The organism is Aliiglaciecola litoralis, from assembly GCF_039523355.1.
Taxonomy (GTDB): Bacteria; Pseudomonadota; Gammaproteobacteria; order Enterobacterales; family Alteromonadaceae; genus Aliiglaciecola; species Aliiglaciecola litoralis.
Genome location: NZ_BAAAFD010000002.1, coordinates 268,219 through 283,508 on the forward strand (window position 1 = coordinate 268,219; position 15,290 = coordinate 283,508).

Genomic DNA, 15,290 nt, shown 5'->3' on the forward strand with positions numbered 1-15,290 from the left:
AACGACTACAGTTACTGGAGATGATGGATATTACAACGAGTTCAGAACGAACTTTGATAGGAGAAACAATGGATAATTCGAATAATAAAGCGGCGGGCAAATGCCCGTTCATGCACGGCGCTAATACACGTCTAGGTGGAAATAGCACAAAGAATATAGATTGGTGGCCTAATCAATTAAATTTACGAATTTTGCACCAAAATGACAAAAAATCGAATCCAATGGGGGACGACTTTGATTATAAAGCTGCATTCAACTCACTCGATCTCAAACATGTTAAACAGGATATCGAGCATGTACTAACCGACTCTAAAGAGTGGTGGCCAGCAGACTACGGGCACTACGGTCCTTTTATGATACGAATGGCTTGGCATGCAGCTGGAACCTATCGAGAAGGTGATGGGCGTGGTGGTTCAGCTACCGGTAACCAGCGGTTTGCGCCGCTAAATAGTTGGCCTGACAATGCAAATCTGGATAAAGCTAGACGCTTGTTGTGGCCGATAAAACAGAAGTATGGTAACAAAATATCCTGGGCGGATTTATTTATCCTTACCGGCAATGTGTCATTAGAATCGATGGGCTTAAATACCTTTGGTTTTGGTGGCGGCCGTGAGGATATTTGGGAACCAGAGGAAGATATTTATTGGGGCACTGAAGATACTTGGTTAGGCAACAAACGTTATTCTGGCGATAGGGAGCTTGAAGTGCCATTAGCAGCGGTGCAGATGGGGTTGATTTATGTAAATCCAGAAGGACCTGATGGCAAACCAGATCCTTTGGCATCAGCCAAAGACATTCGAGAAACTTTTGCACGAATGGCCATGAATGACTATGAAACCGTTGCATTGACTGCCGGAGGGCACACTTTTGGTAAGTGCCATGGTGCAGCCCCTGAATCTCACATAGGTCCAGAGCCGGAAGCCGCTCCAATTGAACAAATGGGATTAGGTTGGAAAAGTGACTACGGTAGCGGAAAGGGCAAAGACACCATCACCAGTGGTATCGAAGGAGCGTGGACACCCACTCCAACGAAGTGGGATATGAGCTATCTTGATATGTTATTTGGCTATGAGTGGGAATTACACAAAGGTCCTGCCGGTGCGCATCAGTGGCGAGCGATAGATCTGGCTGACAAAAACCATGCGCCAGATGCTGAAGATCCATCCATCAAAGTGGGAATTTTGATGACCACGGCTGACATGGCCATGAAAGTGGACCCTGAGTATCGCAAAATAGCGGAGCACTTTCACAACAACCCTGAAGAGTTTGCAGATGCATTCTCAAGAACGTGGTTTAAATTAACCCATAGAGACATGGGGCCCAAGTCTCGCTATCTGGGTGATGAAGTGCCTAGTGAAGATCTGTTGTGGCAAGACCCTTTACCTGTGGTTAATACCCCAGCGTTAGAGCAAGACGATATCGAGAAGCTCAGCAAGTTAATAATGGCATCAGGTTTAAGTATCCAAGAGTTGATGTACACAGCATGGAGCTCAGCGGCTACTTATCGAGGCTCCGATAAGCGCGGAGGAGCAAACGGTGCGCGAATTCGTCTTGCACCACAATTGTACTGGCAAGCGAATCAACCTGAGCAGCTAAGCAAAGTACTTGCTGAGCTAGAAATAATTCAATCAAAGTTCAATGGCGCGCAGAGTAATGGCAAAGCAGTTTCGATGGCAGACCTAATTGTGCTTGGCGGCACCGCGGCATTACAACAAGTAGTTAATGACACAGGCATTGATGTAGAGGTGCCATTCACACCAGGCCGAGTGGACGCTACCGACGAGTTAACTGATGCCGACTCATTCGACGTACTAGAGCCAGTAACAGACGGATTTAGAAACTATGCTAAACAAGTTTATGCGGTCAGTGCCGAAGAGCTTTTGTTAGATAAAGCACAGTTGTTGACGTTAACGGCACCAGAAATGACCGTTTTGATTGGCGGCATGCGCTCGCTTGATCTCAACCATCAAGGGTCTAAACATGGTGTATTAACCAATCAACCGGGTAAATTAAGCAATGACTTCTTCGTCAATATTCTTGACGACCAAACGAATTGGACGGCTAACACAGATGAAGCGGATGAGTTCATAGGAAAGGACTCTCGTACTGGCAAGACTAAGTGGACAGCCACTCGTGTTGACTTAGTATTTGGCTCTAACTCACAGTTACGAGCGCTATCAGAAGTGTATGCTAGCGACGACGCCAAGCCTAAATTCGTCAAAGATTTTGTCAATGCGTGGACCAAAGTAATGAACGCGGATCGCTTCGATATTCATTAATCCAAGCGACTGTTAAAATCACCATGCACCAAGGGCCGTGGCTCAATATCCACGGCCTTTTTTTATATTCAACGTCCCAACCATTGTGCACTATTTTACATGGACACCCACTGTAACCTTGTTTGGATTAACACGTTGTAGCGAGGACAAGTGTTACAAGGACAGGCATCAATTATTTACGTGGACAGGCATCTTTTTCTATAGGGACACCCACCGTTAGACTTCAGCTCTTTTTAAGCAACCTAGTAGACTTTTAAGCGCAACGGCACCGCGAATTTACGTGGACAGGCATCGAAGTTTTCAAGAACGGAACAGAAGTTTAGACGGGATTTACATGGACAGGCATCGCAACCTACTTCGATATAACGTGGACACCCATGCTAAAAAACAACCAACATGGGCATCCAGCGCATTTCAAACCAAGGTATTGAAACTCAATTTTCAATCGGTCGTATTAGGCACGACTGGTAAATTTTTGTTCAGAAGTGTTTATCCGAATTTTTTCACCGGTTGATATATATTCAGGTACTTGTACGACTAAGCCTGTGGTTAATGTTGCAGGCTTGGTGCGCGCACTGGCAGAAGCACCTTTAATAGAAGGGTCAGTTTCAGCGATGACTAAATCCACCGAAGGAGGCAGTTCAATACCAACTGGTTTTCCATCGACGATAAGAATTTGCAACCCTTCAGTTTCTTCGTTAATAAACAACAATTCATCTTCGATGGTCTCTTTATCCAATGAAAAAGGCGTGTAATCTTCATTGTCCATGAACACATACTCATTGCCGTCAACGTAAGAAAACATGACTTTTCTGCGGAAGAATTCGGCGGTATTGATCATCTCATCTGCTTTAAAGCTTTCGTCGGCTTTGGCGCCTGTTGCAACTTCGTATAAGCGCATACGATATAAACTTGCCCCAGCCCTGCCACTTGGAGTGAGTTTATTAATGTCTTTAACCAGATACACTTTACCGTTGTGTTCTATAGCGGCGTTTTTCTTTACTTCACTTGCTTTTGGCATCACTCATTCTCTCAATAAAAGTTGCGTTAAGTTAACACGAACTTTGGCTATGGAGAAGCATGCTTTAGCCTTCAGATACACTCAGCTTGCTAGTTTATAGCGACTATCGAACCATCTTCAAACACCGTAAAACTCTCTTGGGATAACTCGAAATCCCGCATATAACGCATAATCGAGGTAAATGTAGTGGTATACACTTTGCCTTTATGATCAGCAGTTGTAAGGTCGTCACTGAACATTGAACCTAGTGCAAGTTTAAACTTGCTGACGTGGACTCTTTGTGGCGAAAAATAGGCTTGAGCATTATTCTTCAATCGTTGCCAATCCGTGGTTTGATAGACTGCGGCGTTCACGACATCGAGGGTATGTTCGGTGCAATTTTGGAATTGCTGGTTAAATGGATTGGATAACACTGAATAACGACTGTTGTGTAGGGTCTTGTTTTTACCTTGCGCAATGATATCTATTAGACGTTTTTGCAGATCCGGCGTAGGGATGACAATCCCCGTTTTCAGCCGTTGCGCCCCCCAGAAAAAGTCGACCGGATAATCAGTAACCAACATACTTCGATTTGGTCGCTTATCGTCCTGATATAAATTGTGGATAGCATAGCCATTAACAACAGAGCCATCTTCTAACTCAATACTGGAATACACCGCAATGGCGGTATGAGTATAAAAAATCCCTTTCGGTAGATCTTCCTCTGGACGACCAACACGAGACAAAATAAACGCTCTAGCACCTTTTTGTGCAGCTATTTTCTCTACTTGTTTGGCAAAGGTGACGATTCTTTGTGGTTCAATCTTTGCGGGTTCATTAGAGCGACTACCGGCCCACAATTGACTGGCGTATGTAATACAGACGATGAATGCAAATGTGATTCTCATAAGATAGGCTCCTTTGCGCAATTAGTGTTTAACGTGAATAGATCTAATCGCTTTGTTTGGTGCTGGATCGACTGTAATCGTAATGTCAGTCACGGTTAAGGGCGCGTGATGTTGGTGCTGCATGGTTTCAGCTATAGCCTGAGCGCTATGGGCCACAGTGCCTCCCACGATAATAATAGGTATAGCAACTACCGCACTAGCGACTACCACTGCAGAGCCCACTCCCTCGGCCACCGCAAGAACGGAATGTTTGCTTGCCTGCAATGAATGATCAATTGCTTTACCGGCGTTGACATGATGGGCACTGAACAAAGTGCAGATGAATAGGGTGAGGACGGATTTATTCATGGATGTTCCTTATTGGTTGAACACCCTTTGACCTTAGGTCCGAGTTTACATTTTGTAAACTCGGTTTTACGAAGTACAGGTTACTTGTACTTTTTGTCTATTATTATAATACCAAATTAAGAATAACCTTAGATTCACAAAAATCTAGCTGAGTTTTATAAAACCACTAACTAACCTACTTTGTGTAACGTAATAAAACGATAGGCGTGCTTATTTTTCTCATCAGGCTGATGTGCTTCTGTTGCGATCTGTGTCCAATTGGCCACACTGTTATAGTCAGGAAAGTGAGTGTCACCTTCAACCGTTAAATCAATCTCTGTCAGATACAAACAGTCACATAATGGTAAAAAATGACGATAAATGGTGCCACCGCCAATCACCATTAATTCATCCACCTTGCCGACTGCCTCTACTGCTTGCTCACACGAATTGACCACAGTAGCATCTGGTAGTGAATAATCAGGGTCAGTTGTAACGACAATATTGTGCCGACCTGGTAGTGCTTTTCCAATTGATTGATAGGTTTTTCTGCCCATTACCACCGGCTTACCCAATGTAATGCGTTTGAAGTGGGCTAAATCTGCGGGTAAATGCCACGGCATACCATTGTTTGCCCCGATGACTCGATTGTGAGCCATGGCAGCGATCATTGAAATTTTCATACGTTAGAAAAGCCCCAGAGAATCTAAATAGTTAAGTTAGGTAGATGATCCATAATGCGATGTAAATATTACAGGAGAGTCTTTAAAAATGTAGTGATTCCGCGATGATTTTTTACTTTTATTTTCATCATTTATGATGAAAGCCGTTGCCAGTAGGTGCTAACCTGAACTTTCAAACAACTGGTTTGATAATTGCTTGGTCTATGTGAGTTTTTAACTAAGGAAACACCTATGAAAATTAAAAATATCTTAGTCGCTGGTATATTTGCACTTACCGCATTATCGGGTATGACACATGCAGAGGTCATCAGTTCTAATTCCGTTATGCAGGCGCAACATTCGTTTTATAACAAACAACAGATTATCAGTATGATCAATCGCGAGGATGTTCAATCACGCATGATGAGCTTAGGTGTGGATCAACAAGATGCTATTGCACGGATCAACGCAATGACAGATTCAGAGATAATGCAATTGAATCAGCAATTAGAACAAGGGCCAGCCGGCGGTGTAGTGGGTGCCGTATTAACGGTTTTAGCCATTATTGCGATACTGGATTTAGTCGGTGTGACCGACGTGTATCCGTTTATTCGTCCGATCAATAGCTAAAGTGAAGTTTCACTACACTACTATAGCCTGCATTATTGCAGGCTTACTTTTGCTAAGTGGTTGTCAATCAACACCGCAAGCGGATGCGCTGGCTAAACACAAGCCGACAGATATCGCGTTTACAAAGGTGATTGAAAACGTTCCTTTTTACGCTCAACAACAGTATTACTGTGGCCCCACTACGCTATCTGAAGTGTTTAATTTTTACGGCGAAAATACCAGTGCAGAGGCGATCGCGCCAACAATGTTTATTCCGAAAAAGCAGGGGACCTTGCAGTTAGAAATGATTTCTGCCACTCGCCAATTTGGCTTTTTACCCTATTCAGAAAAAGGTTCACTGGAACGAATATTATATTTAGTTAACCAAGATATTCCGGTCATCGTGTTTCAAAACCTGTCGATACCACTACTTCCTCAATGGCACTACGCCGTAGTGATTGGGTACGATCTTGGCAGTGATGAAGTGATCTTGCATACGGGAGTGACACAACGCCACAGAATGTCCTTCGAGCTATTTGAACGAACGTGGTCACGAGGTAATTATTGGCTACTGGCGCCACTTCCAACAGGCAAGACTAACGCCCTATTAGATCCTTTTAAATATATTAGCGCCGCCTTTGATATGCTGAAGGTGAATAAACAACATGAAGCAATTAAAAACCTCAAAGCCGCGACCGAGCAATGGCCTAAGCAGTGGTTACCTTATCTGTTAATTGCCAATCATTATTTGCCAACACAGCCGGAAATTTCAGTTGAATGGCTCGCTAAGGGCTATGACACGGGGCAGTATGAGCTTGCTTATATGAACAATTATGCCCATGCGTTAGCCCTAATAGGCTGTAAGCAAAACGCCTTAGCTGTAATAACCAAGGCGTTAAGAAGATTTCCACAAGAGTCAATTCTGCTAGATACTCAAAATGAGATCCGTGCGACTCACCAATCACACTCAGCGAAGTGCCATTAACCTAATGGTCCTTTGCTACCACTATTTGCAAACCAAAATCATTCTTTGGTATAGATAACCTCTACATCGTAGTCGTCATCGTCATCATCGAAGTCATCGTCGTCGAAATCGTCAGTTTGCAGTGATTTTTTGTCGTAGCTGTCCCACTTGAACGCGACCTCTTCTTGTAAGTCTTTCTGTTGTTCAGATTCATCTGGTAGTGAATCTAAATAGTTCATCACTTCACGACACAAGTCGTCTGTATTTTTCTTTTGGAAAGCCGAAATCTGGAAGCTGCGATCTTGCCAATCAAGAGCTTCGATGATCTTTTGGCAAATCTCGTCGGCTTCTTCTTCTAAAAGCAAGTCGATTTTATTAAATACCAACCAACGAGGTTTAGCCGCCAGTTTAGGGTTATATTTTTCAAGCTCAGCAATAATTGCTTTGGCGTTTTCCACTGGATCAGATTGGTCAGCTGGAAGTAGATCGACCAAATGCAATAGCACGCGACAGCGTTCCAAGTGCTTCAAGAACTGAATCCCTAAACCTGCACCGTCAGCCGCACCTTCGATCAACCCTGGAATATCAGCGATAACGAAACTACGTTGAGCATCTTGTCTTACTACGCCCAGATTGGGCACTAAGGTAGTGAATGGGTAGTCCGCCACCTTGGGTTTGGCCGAAGATACTGAGCGTATAAACGTTGACTTGCCGGCATTAGGTAGCCCGAGTAGGCCCACATCAGCAAGCAACATTAGCTCTAAGCTCAACCAGCGGATTTCGCCTGGTGTGCCATTCGACTTTTGTCGTGGAGCGCGATTGGTGCTGCTTTTAAAACGAGCATTACCAAGACCGTGAAACCCGCCTTGTGCGACCTTCATTCTCATTCCATGTTCAGTCAGATCGCCCAACACTTCTCCAGTGTCTTTGTCTGTTGCACGTGTACCAACGGGCACTTTTAATTCTAAATCGGCGCCCGCTCGACCAGTACAGTCACTGCCTTGACCATTTTTACCGCGCTCTGCACGGTGAAATCGCTCAAAGCGGAAATCAATTAGGGTATTGAGGTTTTCATCTGCTACCAAATAAACGCTGCCACCATCGCCGCCATCTCCGCCGTCGGGTCCACCCCTAGGCACATATTTTTCTCGGCGAAAGCCAATTACTCCGTTGCCGCCATCACCGGCTTCAACGCGAATTTCAGCTTCATCTACAAATTTCATCACTTACCTCAAATTAATATAACAGATAGTAAACTACCGTTGAGCTCTCTTGTATTTTGGGGATGCTTGTGCAAACACGTTGTTGAGAGAACACTTAGATCAGAATTAACCTAACTAAGGTTCGACAGAAGCCCACCGTGATCCATCATTTTAGACCAAAGTTGGCTGTGCCCCCAATTAATTCAGTTTATACCAATCCCCATAAAGATTTAATCACTCGCAAAGTGTTTAAATCTTTATAAAGGTTAGTTTTACACCCAGCTAAATTTATTTGTCGCAATAAAAAGCCCCGCTTGAGCGGGGCTTTTCGAATCCGTTACTAGATCGTCTTACTCAGCGACGATACTAACAAATTTGCGGTTTTTAGGGCCTTTCACGTCAAATTGTACTTTTCCATCGGAAAGTGCAAAAAGAGTGTGGTCTTTACCAATACCCATATTGTCTCCAGGGTGGAAGCGAGTTCCACGTTGGCGAACAATAATGTTACCTGCTAAGACAGACTCACCACCGAAACGTTTAACACCTAAACGTTTACTTTCTGAGTCACGACCGTTACGAGTACTACCACCCGCCTTTTTATGTGCCATTAGTTCGTACTCCTATTAAGCGCTAATGCCAGTGATTTTCACTTCCGTGAACCACTGACGGTGACCTTGGGTCTTACGAGAATGCTTACGACGACGGAATTTGACAATTTTAATCTTGTCACCACGACCATGAGTAACAACTTCCGCAGTTACTTTGCCGCCATCAACATAAGGCATACCAATTTTTACATCATCACCATTACTAACCATCAAGACATTATCGAACTCTACCGCTTCGCCCGGTGCGATTTCGATTTTCTCAAGACGAACGGTTTGGCCTTCGGCCACACGGTGTTGTTTACCACCACTTTGGAAAACCGCGTACATATTAAACTCCGCTCTGCGCCCACGGCGCTACAATTCAAAAACAGGGCGCGAATTGTACGTGAACTGACCTATCGTAGCAACCCCAAAAAGCGTTTTTTTTATATTAATAATTATCGGCCTAATTTGGCACATATTTATTTGCCCGTTGATTGGCTAGATGGGCTAATTTATGTAGAATTATCGGCATCTTATCACACTATCAACGAGCCTATTTACCCACAATGGAATTAGACCAGATCCGCGTTCTTGCAGATCCAGACATGCAAGCAGTTAACGCATTGATTCAATCCCAAGTAAATTCTGAGGTTGCCCTAATCAACCAATTGGGTTTTTACATCGTAAATAGCGGTGGTAAACGCATCCGACCGTTAATCACTGTACTCGCTGCAAGGGCCGTGGGGATCAGCAACGATCAGCACCACACTTTGGCAGCCATTATTGAATTTATCCACACCGCAACGCTGTTACACGATGATGTGGTGGACGAATCGACCATGCGACGTGGACGAGAAACGGCGAACGCGGTGTTCGGCAATCAGGCCAGTGTATTGGTTGGCGATTTCTTATATACCCGTTCATTTCAAATGATGGTCAGTTTAAAGCGCATGCGCGTGATGGAAATTTTATCGGATGCCACCAATGTGATTGCCGAAGGTGAAGTATTGCAGTTGATGAATTGCAATGATCCTGACACCAGTGAAGAAAGTTACATGGAAGTTATTTATAGCAAAACTGCGCGCTTGTTCGAAGCGGCAACCTTGCTTGCTGCCGTATTGACCGATCAACCAGCACACATTGAACAGGCTATGCAAGACTATGGTCGCTATCTGGGCACCGCATTTCAATTGGTTGACGATATTATGGACTATGCTGCCGATAGTGATGAGATGGGGAAAAACGTCGGTGATGATTTGGCTGAAGGTAAGCCCACCTTGCCACTACTTTACGCGATGTGGCACGGCAACGAGACACAGAAGCAATTGATCCGTGACGCCATCGAGCATAATTCGGGTATGCAACACCTTGAGGATATACTCGCGGCCATGGAGCAGACTGGCTCGCTGGTTTATACCAAGAAACAGGCCTTAGGCGCCGCGCAACAGGCCATCGATGCGTTAGCACCTCTACCTGATTCAGAATTTAAACAAGCGTTAATAAGCTTGGCGCACATTTCGGTTGAAAGAGCGGCTTAAGAGCCGCTATTTTCGGTGTTCAGTTCACTCAAATGCATCACCATCCAACCTTCGATAAAAATATTATTGGGTCGTGCAATATCGTAAATCACTCCTTGTTCGGCTAGTGAGTGAAGTTGAGAAACAGGCAAGATTAATTCTTCTTTGCGAAAATAATTGCGGTGCATTGCAGCGTCTGATTTAACGTGATTATTAGCAGATACCTTTTCAGTATGACCAATGTTACCAATTTTAAAGACTACATTGTCGCCATCAATGGACTTAACCTTGAGCGGTAAATATCGGAATTTCGCGTCAGTGGTTGGCGCTAAAAGGTGATAATCAACAAAGTAAAAATCATGGATTTGCGGCTGTTCGATTAAGCTCATACGGTGTTGATGTTGAATATTGGAATAACCAAAATACAGTGCAACCAAGATCAAGGGGATAAAAAGCTCGTAACAATTAACCCATAGATTTTTCAGCCACGTTCGTAAATGCGCCAATTGATGAAAGTCGAATCTAACAGTTTGATGCAGTGAAATAGTCATTCAAATTTCCATCCATAGTGCGGGCTTGCACTGACCCGCTACGAAAACAACAGCGGTATCTGATCCAGTAAGCAAAGGATATGAGCAAAATTTATAGGTCAATGCCCCACACCACTGTGATGCATCACTACCTGATTTCGTCCACGCTCTTTCGCCAAATATAACGCCTTATCAGCATAGTTGAGGGTGTTTTCAATATCGCCGCTTCCATCATATTCCGCCACGCCAATACTGATAGTAGCTGATGGTTCATGTGCTGCAAATTGCGTCGCTACATTGTGCCTTATTCGGTTAGCCAGACTTAACGCATTTTCTTCCTCTTGCACATCAGCCAAGATCAAAAACTCCTCCCCTCCCCAACGCCCAAATACATCTACAGGACGCAACGATTGTTTTATATATAAAACGACTTTTTTTAATACTTCATCGCCTTCAGTGTGACCATATGTATCGTTAATTTGTTTAAAATGATCGACATCAAGCAATAATATTGACACGGCTTTACTTTCTTTTACATGCCGGTCCATCAAGGATTGCAAATAGCGACGATTGGCGATGTTTAACAATGCGTCCAGATTCGCTGCCTGTTCCATTTCCATTGCTTTGACAGTCTGGCGCACGGAGGCTTGGCGTAAACGCATTACAGCATACATACAGACAATATAAAGACCATGCGCAAGGCCCATATTGACCATGAGTACTCTCAATTCAGGGTTGTGCACCGGAAACAGCCCTGTGTAGGTCATAAACAGCATACACACTAAAATCAAATACACGGTAAGTGCACCAACAATAGCTAAGCGTTTATTCAGGAATAAAAAAGCCAGAATGTAAATAATCGGCACCCATTGCAGGGTTGAAGCAATTGAATAAATCTCACCACTTTGCGCAGCTTGAATGAATCCAACAATCGCCAACATCAGTAGATAGCAGGCAACGTAAATAAAGACTAAGATTTTAGCCAACCTTGTGCGGTTGAAAAAGCGACTTAATATATAAAAAAAGGTGGTCATGACTATGGTGAGGCCATAGCCAATATCGTCAAAATAATGTGTTAGCCCAGCGCGTTTTTCTACAATCCACAGCACAAGGATAACGATAATGCCTATGCGCAAAACATTTAAAAACACCACATCCTTGTCTTTGTGAGAAAGATTTCGAGCTAGGTTGTTTTCGGGCACCGTGGTCGCAATCCGTATTACTTATAAAGTCAGTATTTTTGAGTTTAGTTGGTAATACGAATAGTGCCGTAGTTAATTTACTATTGCAGACCTAACTCTCTAGTCATATTTTCGTTTCTATCACGGTGCACAATGATATTGTCCTCAATGCGAATTCCACCAAATGGTTTAAACATGTCAACAATATTCCAATTCACATATTTTGACTCAGGTGAGCTGCGTAGATCTGCCAATAAGCTATCAATAAAGTACAGTCCAGGCTCAATGGTAAACACTTGTCTGGCTTCAACTGTGCGCATGTTTCGTAAAAAAGGATGCTCTTGCGGCGGCGGGTTGGGCGTTCCGCGATCATCAGCAATGTGCCCGCCCACATCATGCACTTGCAGGCCAAGAAAATGCCCAATGCCGTGCGGGAAAAAGGTTTTTGTAATTTCTTTTTCTACAGCATCTTGTGGACTCATGTTGATGATCTCAAATTCTGTCAGTAATCGACCAATGTGTTGATGAGCAGACAAATGAATATCGAGGTATTTGGCGCCAGGCTTTAGCTGTTCTATCAAGTCTAAAGTGACTTTATCCATAGCCGCAATTAGCTCAGCAAAACGGTCTTGCTCGCGACTATAAGTGCGCGTTATGTCAGAAGCAAAGCCGTTACAGGTTGCTCCGGCGTCAATTAAGAAGGAGCGCGCGTGCTCAGGGGCATCGGTGTCGGTGACCATGTTGTGCAAAATAGCGGCATTTTCATTCAGCGCGACTATGTTGTTGTACGGTACTTGGTTGTCACCCAAACGGGTAGCACGCAAATAAGCCTGATTAATATCAAATTCACTCAAACCCTCTCGAAACGCCGCTTCTGCGGCACGATGTCCTGCCACCGCAATTTCACTTGATTGGCGCATACAAGCCATTTCATAGTCGGTTTTATAGGCGCGATAATAATGCAAATAATGCAGCACACGATCTGGGTTTACTAAATCAAATCCTAACGCGCGAGCAACTTCTAGGTACTCACCAATATAGGCATAACGGGCTTTATCATAAGGAAGATGCTTTTCGACAGCATCTGCTTGGGTAAGCAACACGATGTCAAAATACGCCGCCCAATAATCATTTGGCTCTGGCGGCACCTTGTGCCAAAAGTCTTTCGGGCGATAGAAAATTAATTTTGGTTTATCGACCCCATTCACTACCAACCAACAATTTGGGTTGTCAATGACCGGCAACCACGCTTTGAATTGTGGATTCACATGAAATGGATAGTTATTGTCATCCAAAAACATCCGTTTACTTTGCCCTGAATGAATAACTAAACCATCGATACCTTCGCGAACTAACGCCTCTTTAGTGCGTTTTTGCATTTCTTCTATGTGACTAGCGTAGTGAGCTGAAAATGTTTGCATAGTGTCGGAGAACCTTAATATCAATCTTGCTCGCAAGGCTAACACAGAGGCAGGGGGACAGGTCAATAGAAGGCAGCGAAGTCCTTGACTGGTTCGTCGCTTTTAACCAAAAACAGCATCGCGATATGTATTCAGGCTACAAGACATCGCCACCTAACTGCATATTGGCTAACTCACTAAACAACGGCGGGTTCTGCCCCAGTTGCGATGCATAAATTTGGCGATATGCCAGCACTGCCTTCACATAATTACGGGTTTCTTTATAAGGAATAGTCTCAATCCATACGTCCATTGCAATGCGTTTGTCCTTTGGGATCCACTGTTGCACTCGACGCCAGCCGGCATTGTACGACGCGGTAGCCAAAACCGGGTTATTGTCCATTTTGTCCAACAGATAACGCAAGTATTGGGTACCATATCCGGCATTGGTATCGGGATCGTACAGCACGCGGGTATTAATTTTTTTCTTGGCCAAATACCGCGCTGTGCCCGGCAATAATTGCATTAGGCCTCTGGCGCCTGCACTTGAGTTGGCATCGCTCATGAACGAGCTTTCACGTCGTGCAATCGCAAAAGTCCACGCCGGATCAACTTGATTTGCTTGGGAATTGCTTAACACTTCGTCGCTGTAAGCCATTGGAAAACGTCTTTTAATATCATCCAGATAACCAGTAGTGGAGAAGCCATAAATGGCTCTATCGTGCCAGCTCCAGCTGTCGGCGAGAACCGCGCTGACGAGCTTTTGTTGCTCAGTGAGCTGAGATTGCAAATAAAACCACTCTCTTCTGGCTTCAGTATACTTTTCGAGCTTTAACAGCTCGTAGGCCCTTCTCGCTGCGGGCATATTAGCGACTTGGGCCAACAGTTGTTCATCAAAGCTCAACGGTTTATCAACTATGGTCGGTTTTTTGGCGAGCTTGCCACTTGCCAAAAAACCATAGTAATGCCGTTGACCAGAGATAAGTTCATAAGATTGATTGGCAATATCCGATGCCTGCACCTGCTCATAGGCACGAGCCAACCAATATTGAGCACTGAGCCCTTCGCTGATATCCAACGGCATTTGCGAGATGACTTCAATCACTTGCTGCCAGTCGCCCGATTTCAGTAGGTGAGCTAAATGCCAACGATAAAGCTGCTCATCAGCATTTTTATGACTGGCTTTTTCTAACCACTCTCCGGCCTTTTCATGATCACTTAACGCCAGGGCAACGGCAAATTTTCCGGCCGTTGCTAGTTGCCGTTGATTGGAAACGGAATACTTGTTTAACGCTGCTTGCCAGGTTTTTATCGCCAGATCGGTATTGCGCCAAATTAGTCGCCCAACACCATACTGGATGATATCTAGCTCCAATTCGGGAAAACGCTTAGGAAAGCGGGATAAGGTACTGACTTTGCTTGGTGAACGCCTCACACTTAACCATAGATCAGCAAGATATTGTTTCGATTTTGGTAGCAGCGATTTAAGGTAGGGGATAAGCGTGTGAGTGCCGCCATCGGCCGCTAATGCTAATCGTTGTAATATCGCCTCTTCATCTCGATGCCCAGCACGCGCCCACGCAGAGAACAGTGCATCACACTCATTGGGTTGCGACTTTCCTACCACCCACAATTGCTTTGTTTGCGCAAATATCTGCTCAACATCGTGTTGTTTTGCCAGTTTGTAGGTCAGATACTGACAGGTCAACTCGACATTCGATGTGGGCTTATAATATTCAATGAATAAATCCGCATAATTTTTTTTCATTAGATAATACAACCACTTATGCCGAAGCGGACGATCCAATGGCGTATCTTCATAGGTCTTGAGGAAATGATCTATTTTGTCTTTGTTGGCTAAGTACGGATAGGCCTTGAGCGTGATTTGTTCGATGTAAGGCTCCAGTGGATAGCCTTCTAGCTGGTCTCGCAACCGCTGGTATTCCGAGGAATTGGGCTTAACAACCATGTTTTCCAACGCTTTAAATACATTTCGTTGATGCTCAAGCGTATCTGTATTGCCAGCAGGTGCCAGTGCGTAAGTGACTTGCACGCATTGCAAAATCAGCAGCACGAAAAAAACAATCTGACGGCGGTTAATCACTGGCAATAAATCCTCAT

15 protein-coding genes are annotated in these 15,290 nt (G+C 44.3%); 4 read left to right on the forward strand and 11 right to left on the reverse strand.

Annotated features, from left to right (window positions below):
- Nucleotides 1–68 precede the first annotated feature (68 nt).
- Nucleotides 69–2,279 carry a catalase/peroxidase HPI gene (katG, locus tag ABD036_RS04855; RefSeq protein WP_343857063.1) on the forward strand — a complete coding sequence of 737 codons (2,211 nt, stop codon included), beginning with the start codon at nucleotides 69–71 and terminating at the stop codon, nucleotides 2,277–2,279.
- Nucleotides 2,280–2,733: 454 nt separating this feature from the next.
- Here katG and efpL read toward each other — a convergent pair whose 3' ends face one another.
- The 4 genes from efpL to folA form a co-directional block, all read right to left on the reverse strand.
- Entirely contained in the window at nucleotides 2,734–3,300 is a 567-nt protein-coding gene (gene efpL, locus ABD036_RS04860) for an elongation factor P-like protein EfpL (protein ID WP_343857065.1), read from the reverse strand.
- A gap of 89 nt (nucleotides 3,301–3,389) precedes the next feature.
- Complete coding sequence (locus tag ABD036_RS04865; protein WP_343857067.1) at nucleotides 3,390–4,187, reverse strand: DUF2145 domain-containing protein; 798 nt, start codon at nucleotides 4,185–4,187, stop codon at nucleotides 3,390–3,392.
- A gap of 21 nt (nucleotides 4,188–4,208) precedes the next feature.
- Complete coding sequence (locus ABD036_RS04870) at nucleotides 4,209–4,535, reverse strand: hypothetical protein (protein WP_343857068.1); 327 nt, start codon at nucleotides 4,533–4,535, stop codon at nucleotides 4,209–4,211.
- A gap of 170 nt (nucleotides 4,536–4,705) precedes the next feature.
- A complete protein-coding gene (folA, locus tag ABD036_RS04875) occupies nucleotides 4,706–5,185 on the reverse strand; it encodes a type 3 dihydrofolate reductase (RefSeq protein WP_343857997.1) in 480 nt (159 codons plus the stop codon).
- 243 nt (nucleotides 5,186–5,428) lie between these two features.
- On the opposite strand from folA, the gene ABD036_RS04880 reads away from it, so the two are divergent.
- Entirely contained in the window at nucleotides 5,429–5,806 is a 378-nt protein-coding gene (locus ABD036_RS04880) for a PA2779 family protein (protein WP_343857070.1), read from the forward strand.
- Between the two features lies 1 nt (nucleotide 5,807).
- Nucleotides 5,808–6,770 (forward strand): PA2778 family cysteine peptidase, encoded by a 963-nt coding sequence (locus ABD036_RS04885; RefSeq protein ID WP_343857073.1) that lies wholly within the window; start codon nucleotides 5,808–5,810, stop codon nucleotides 6,768–6,770.
- 38 nt (nucleotides 6,771–6,808) lie between these two features.
- Here ABD036_RS04885 and cgtA read toward each other — a convergent pair whose 3' ends face one another.
- The 3 genes from cgtA to rplU all read right to left on the reverse strand — a co-directional run bounded on the left by cgtA (nucleotide 6,809) and on the right by rplU (nucleotide 8,886).
- Complete coding sequence (gene cgtA, locus ABD036_RS04890; RefSeq protein WP_343857075.1) at nucleotides 6,809–7,972, reverse strand: Obg family GTPase CgtA; 1,164 nt, start codon at nucleotides 7,970–7,972, stop codon at nucleotides 6,809–6,811.
- A 329-nt stretch (nucleotides 7,973–8,301) separates the two neighbouring features.
- On the reverse strand, nucleotides 8,302–8,559 hold the full coding sequence (rpmA, locus tag ABD036_RS04895) for a 50S ribosomal protein L27 (protein ID WP_286284203.1): 258 nt from the start codon (nucleotides 8,557–8,559) through the stop codon (nucleotides 8,302–8,304).
- A gap of 15 nt (nucleotides 8,560–8,574) precedes the next feature.
- Nucleotides 8,575–8,886 carry a 50S ribosomal protein L21 gene (rplU, locus tag ABD036_RS04900; protein ID WP_343857078.1) on the reverse strand — a complete coding sequence of 104 codons (312 nt, stop codon included), beginning with the start codon at nucleotides 8,884–8,886 and terminating at the stop codon, nucleotides 8,575–8,577.
- A gap of 221 nt (nucleotides 8,887–9,107) precedes the next feature.
- On the opposite strand from rplU, the gene ispB reads away from it, so the two are divergent.
- A complete protein-coding gene (gene ispB, locus ABD036_RS04905; protein WP_343857080.1) occupies nucleotides 9,108–10,079 on the forward strand; it encodes an octaprenyl diphosphate synthase in 972 nt (323 codons plus the stop codon).
- On the opposite strand, the gene ABD036_RS04910 is transcribed toward ispB, so the two are convergent.
- From ABD036_RS04910 to ABD036_RS04925, 4 genes are all read right to left on the reverse strand, one after another.
- A complete protein-coding gene (locus ABD036_RS04910) occupies nucleotides 10,076–10,609 on the reverse strand; it encodes a hypothetical protein (protein WP_343857082.1) in 534 nt (177 codons plus the stop codon). The two genes, ispB and ABD036_RS04910, sit on opposite strands and share 4 nt — an antisense overlap.
- A 98-nt stretch (nucleotides 10,610–10,707) precedes the next feature.
- Entirely contained in the window at nucleotides 10,708–11,790 is a 1,083-nt protein-coding gene (locus tag ABD036_RS04915) for a GGDEF domain-containing protein (RefSeq protein WP_343857085.1), read from the reverse strand.
- Nucleotides 11,791–11,870: 80 nt separating this feature from the next.
- Complete coding sequence (pepQ, locus tag ABD036_RS04920; RefSeq protein WP_343857088.1) at nucleotides 11,871–13,190, reverse strand: Xaa-Pro dipeptidase; 1,320 nt, start codon at nucleotides 13,188–13,190, stop codon at nucleotides 11,871–11,873.
- A 136-nt stretch (nucleotides 13,191–13,326) separates the two neighbouring features.
- Entirely contained in the window at nucleotides 13,327–15,273 is a 1,947-nt protein-coding gene (locus tag ABD036_RS04925) for a lytic transglycosylase domain-containing protein (protein WP_343857999.1), read from the reverse strand.
- Between the last annotated feature and the right edge of the window lie 17 nt (nucleotides 15,274–15,290).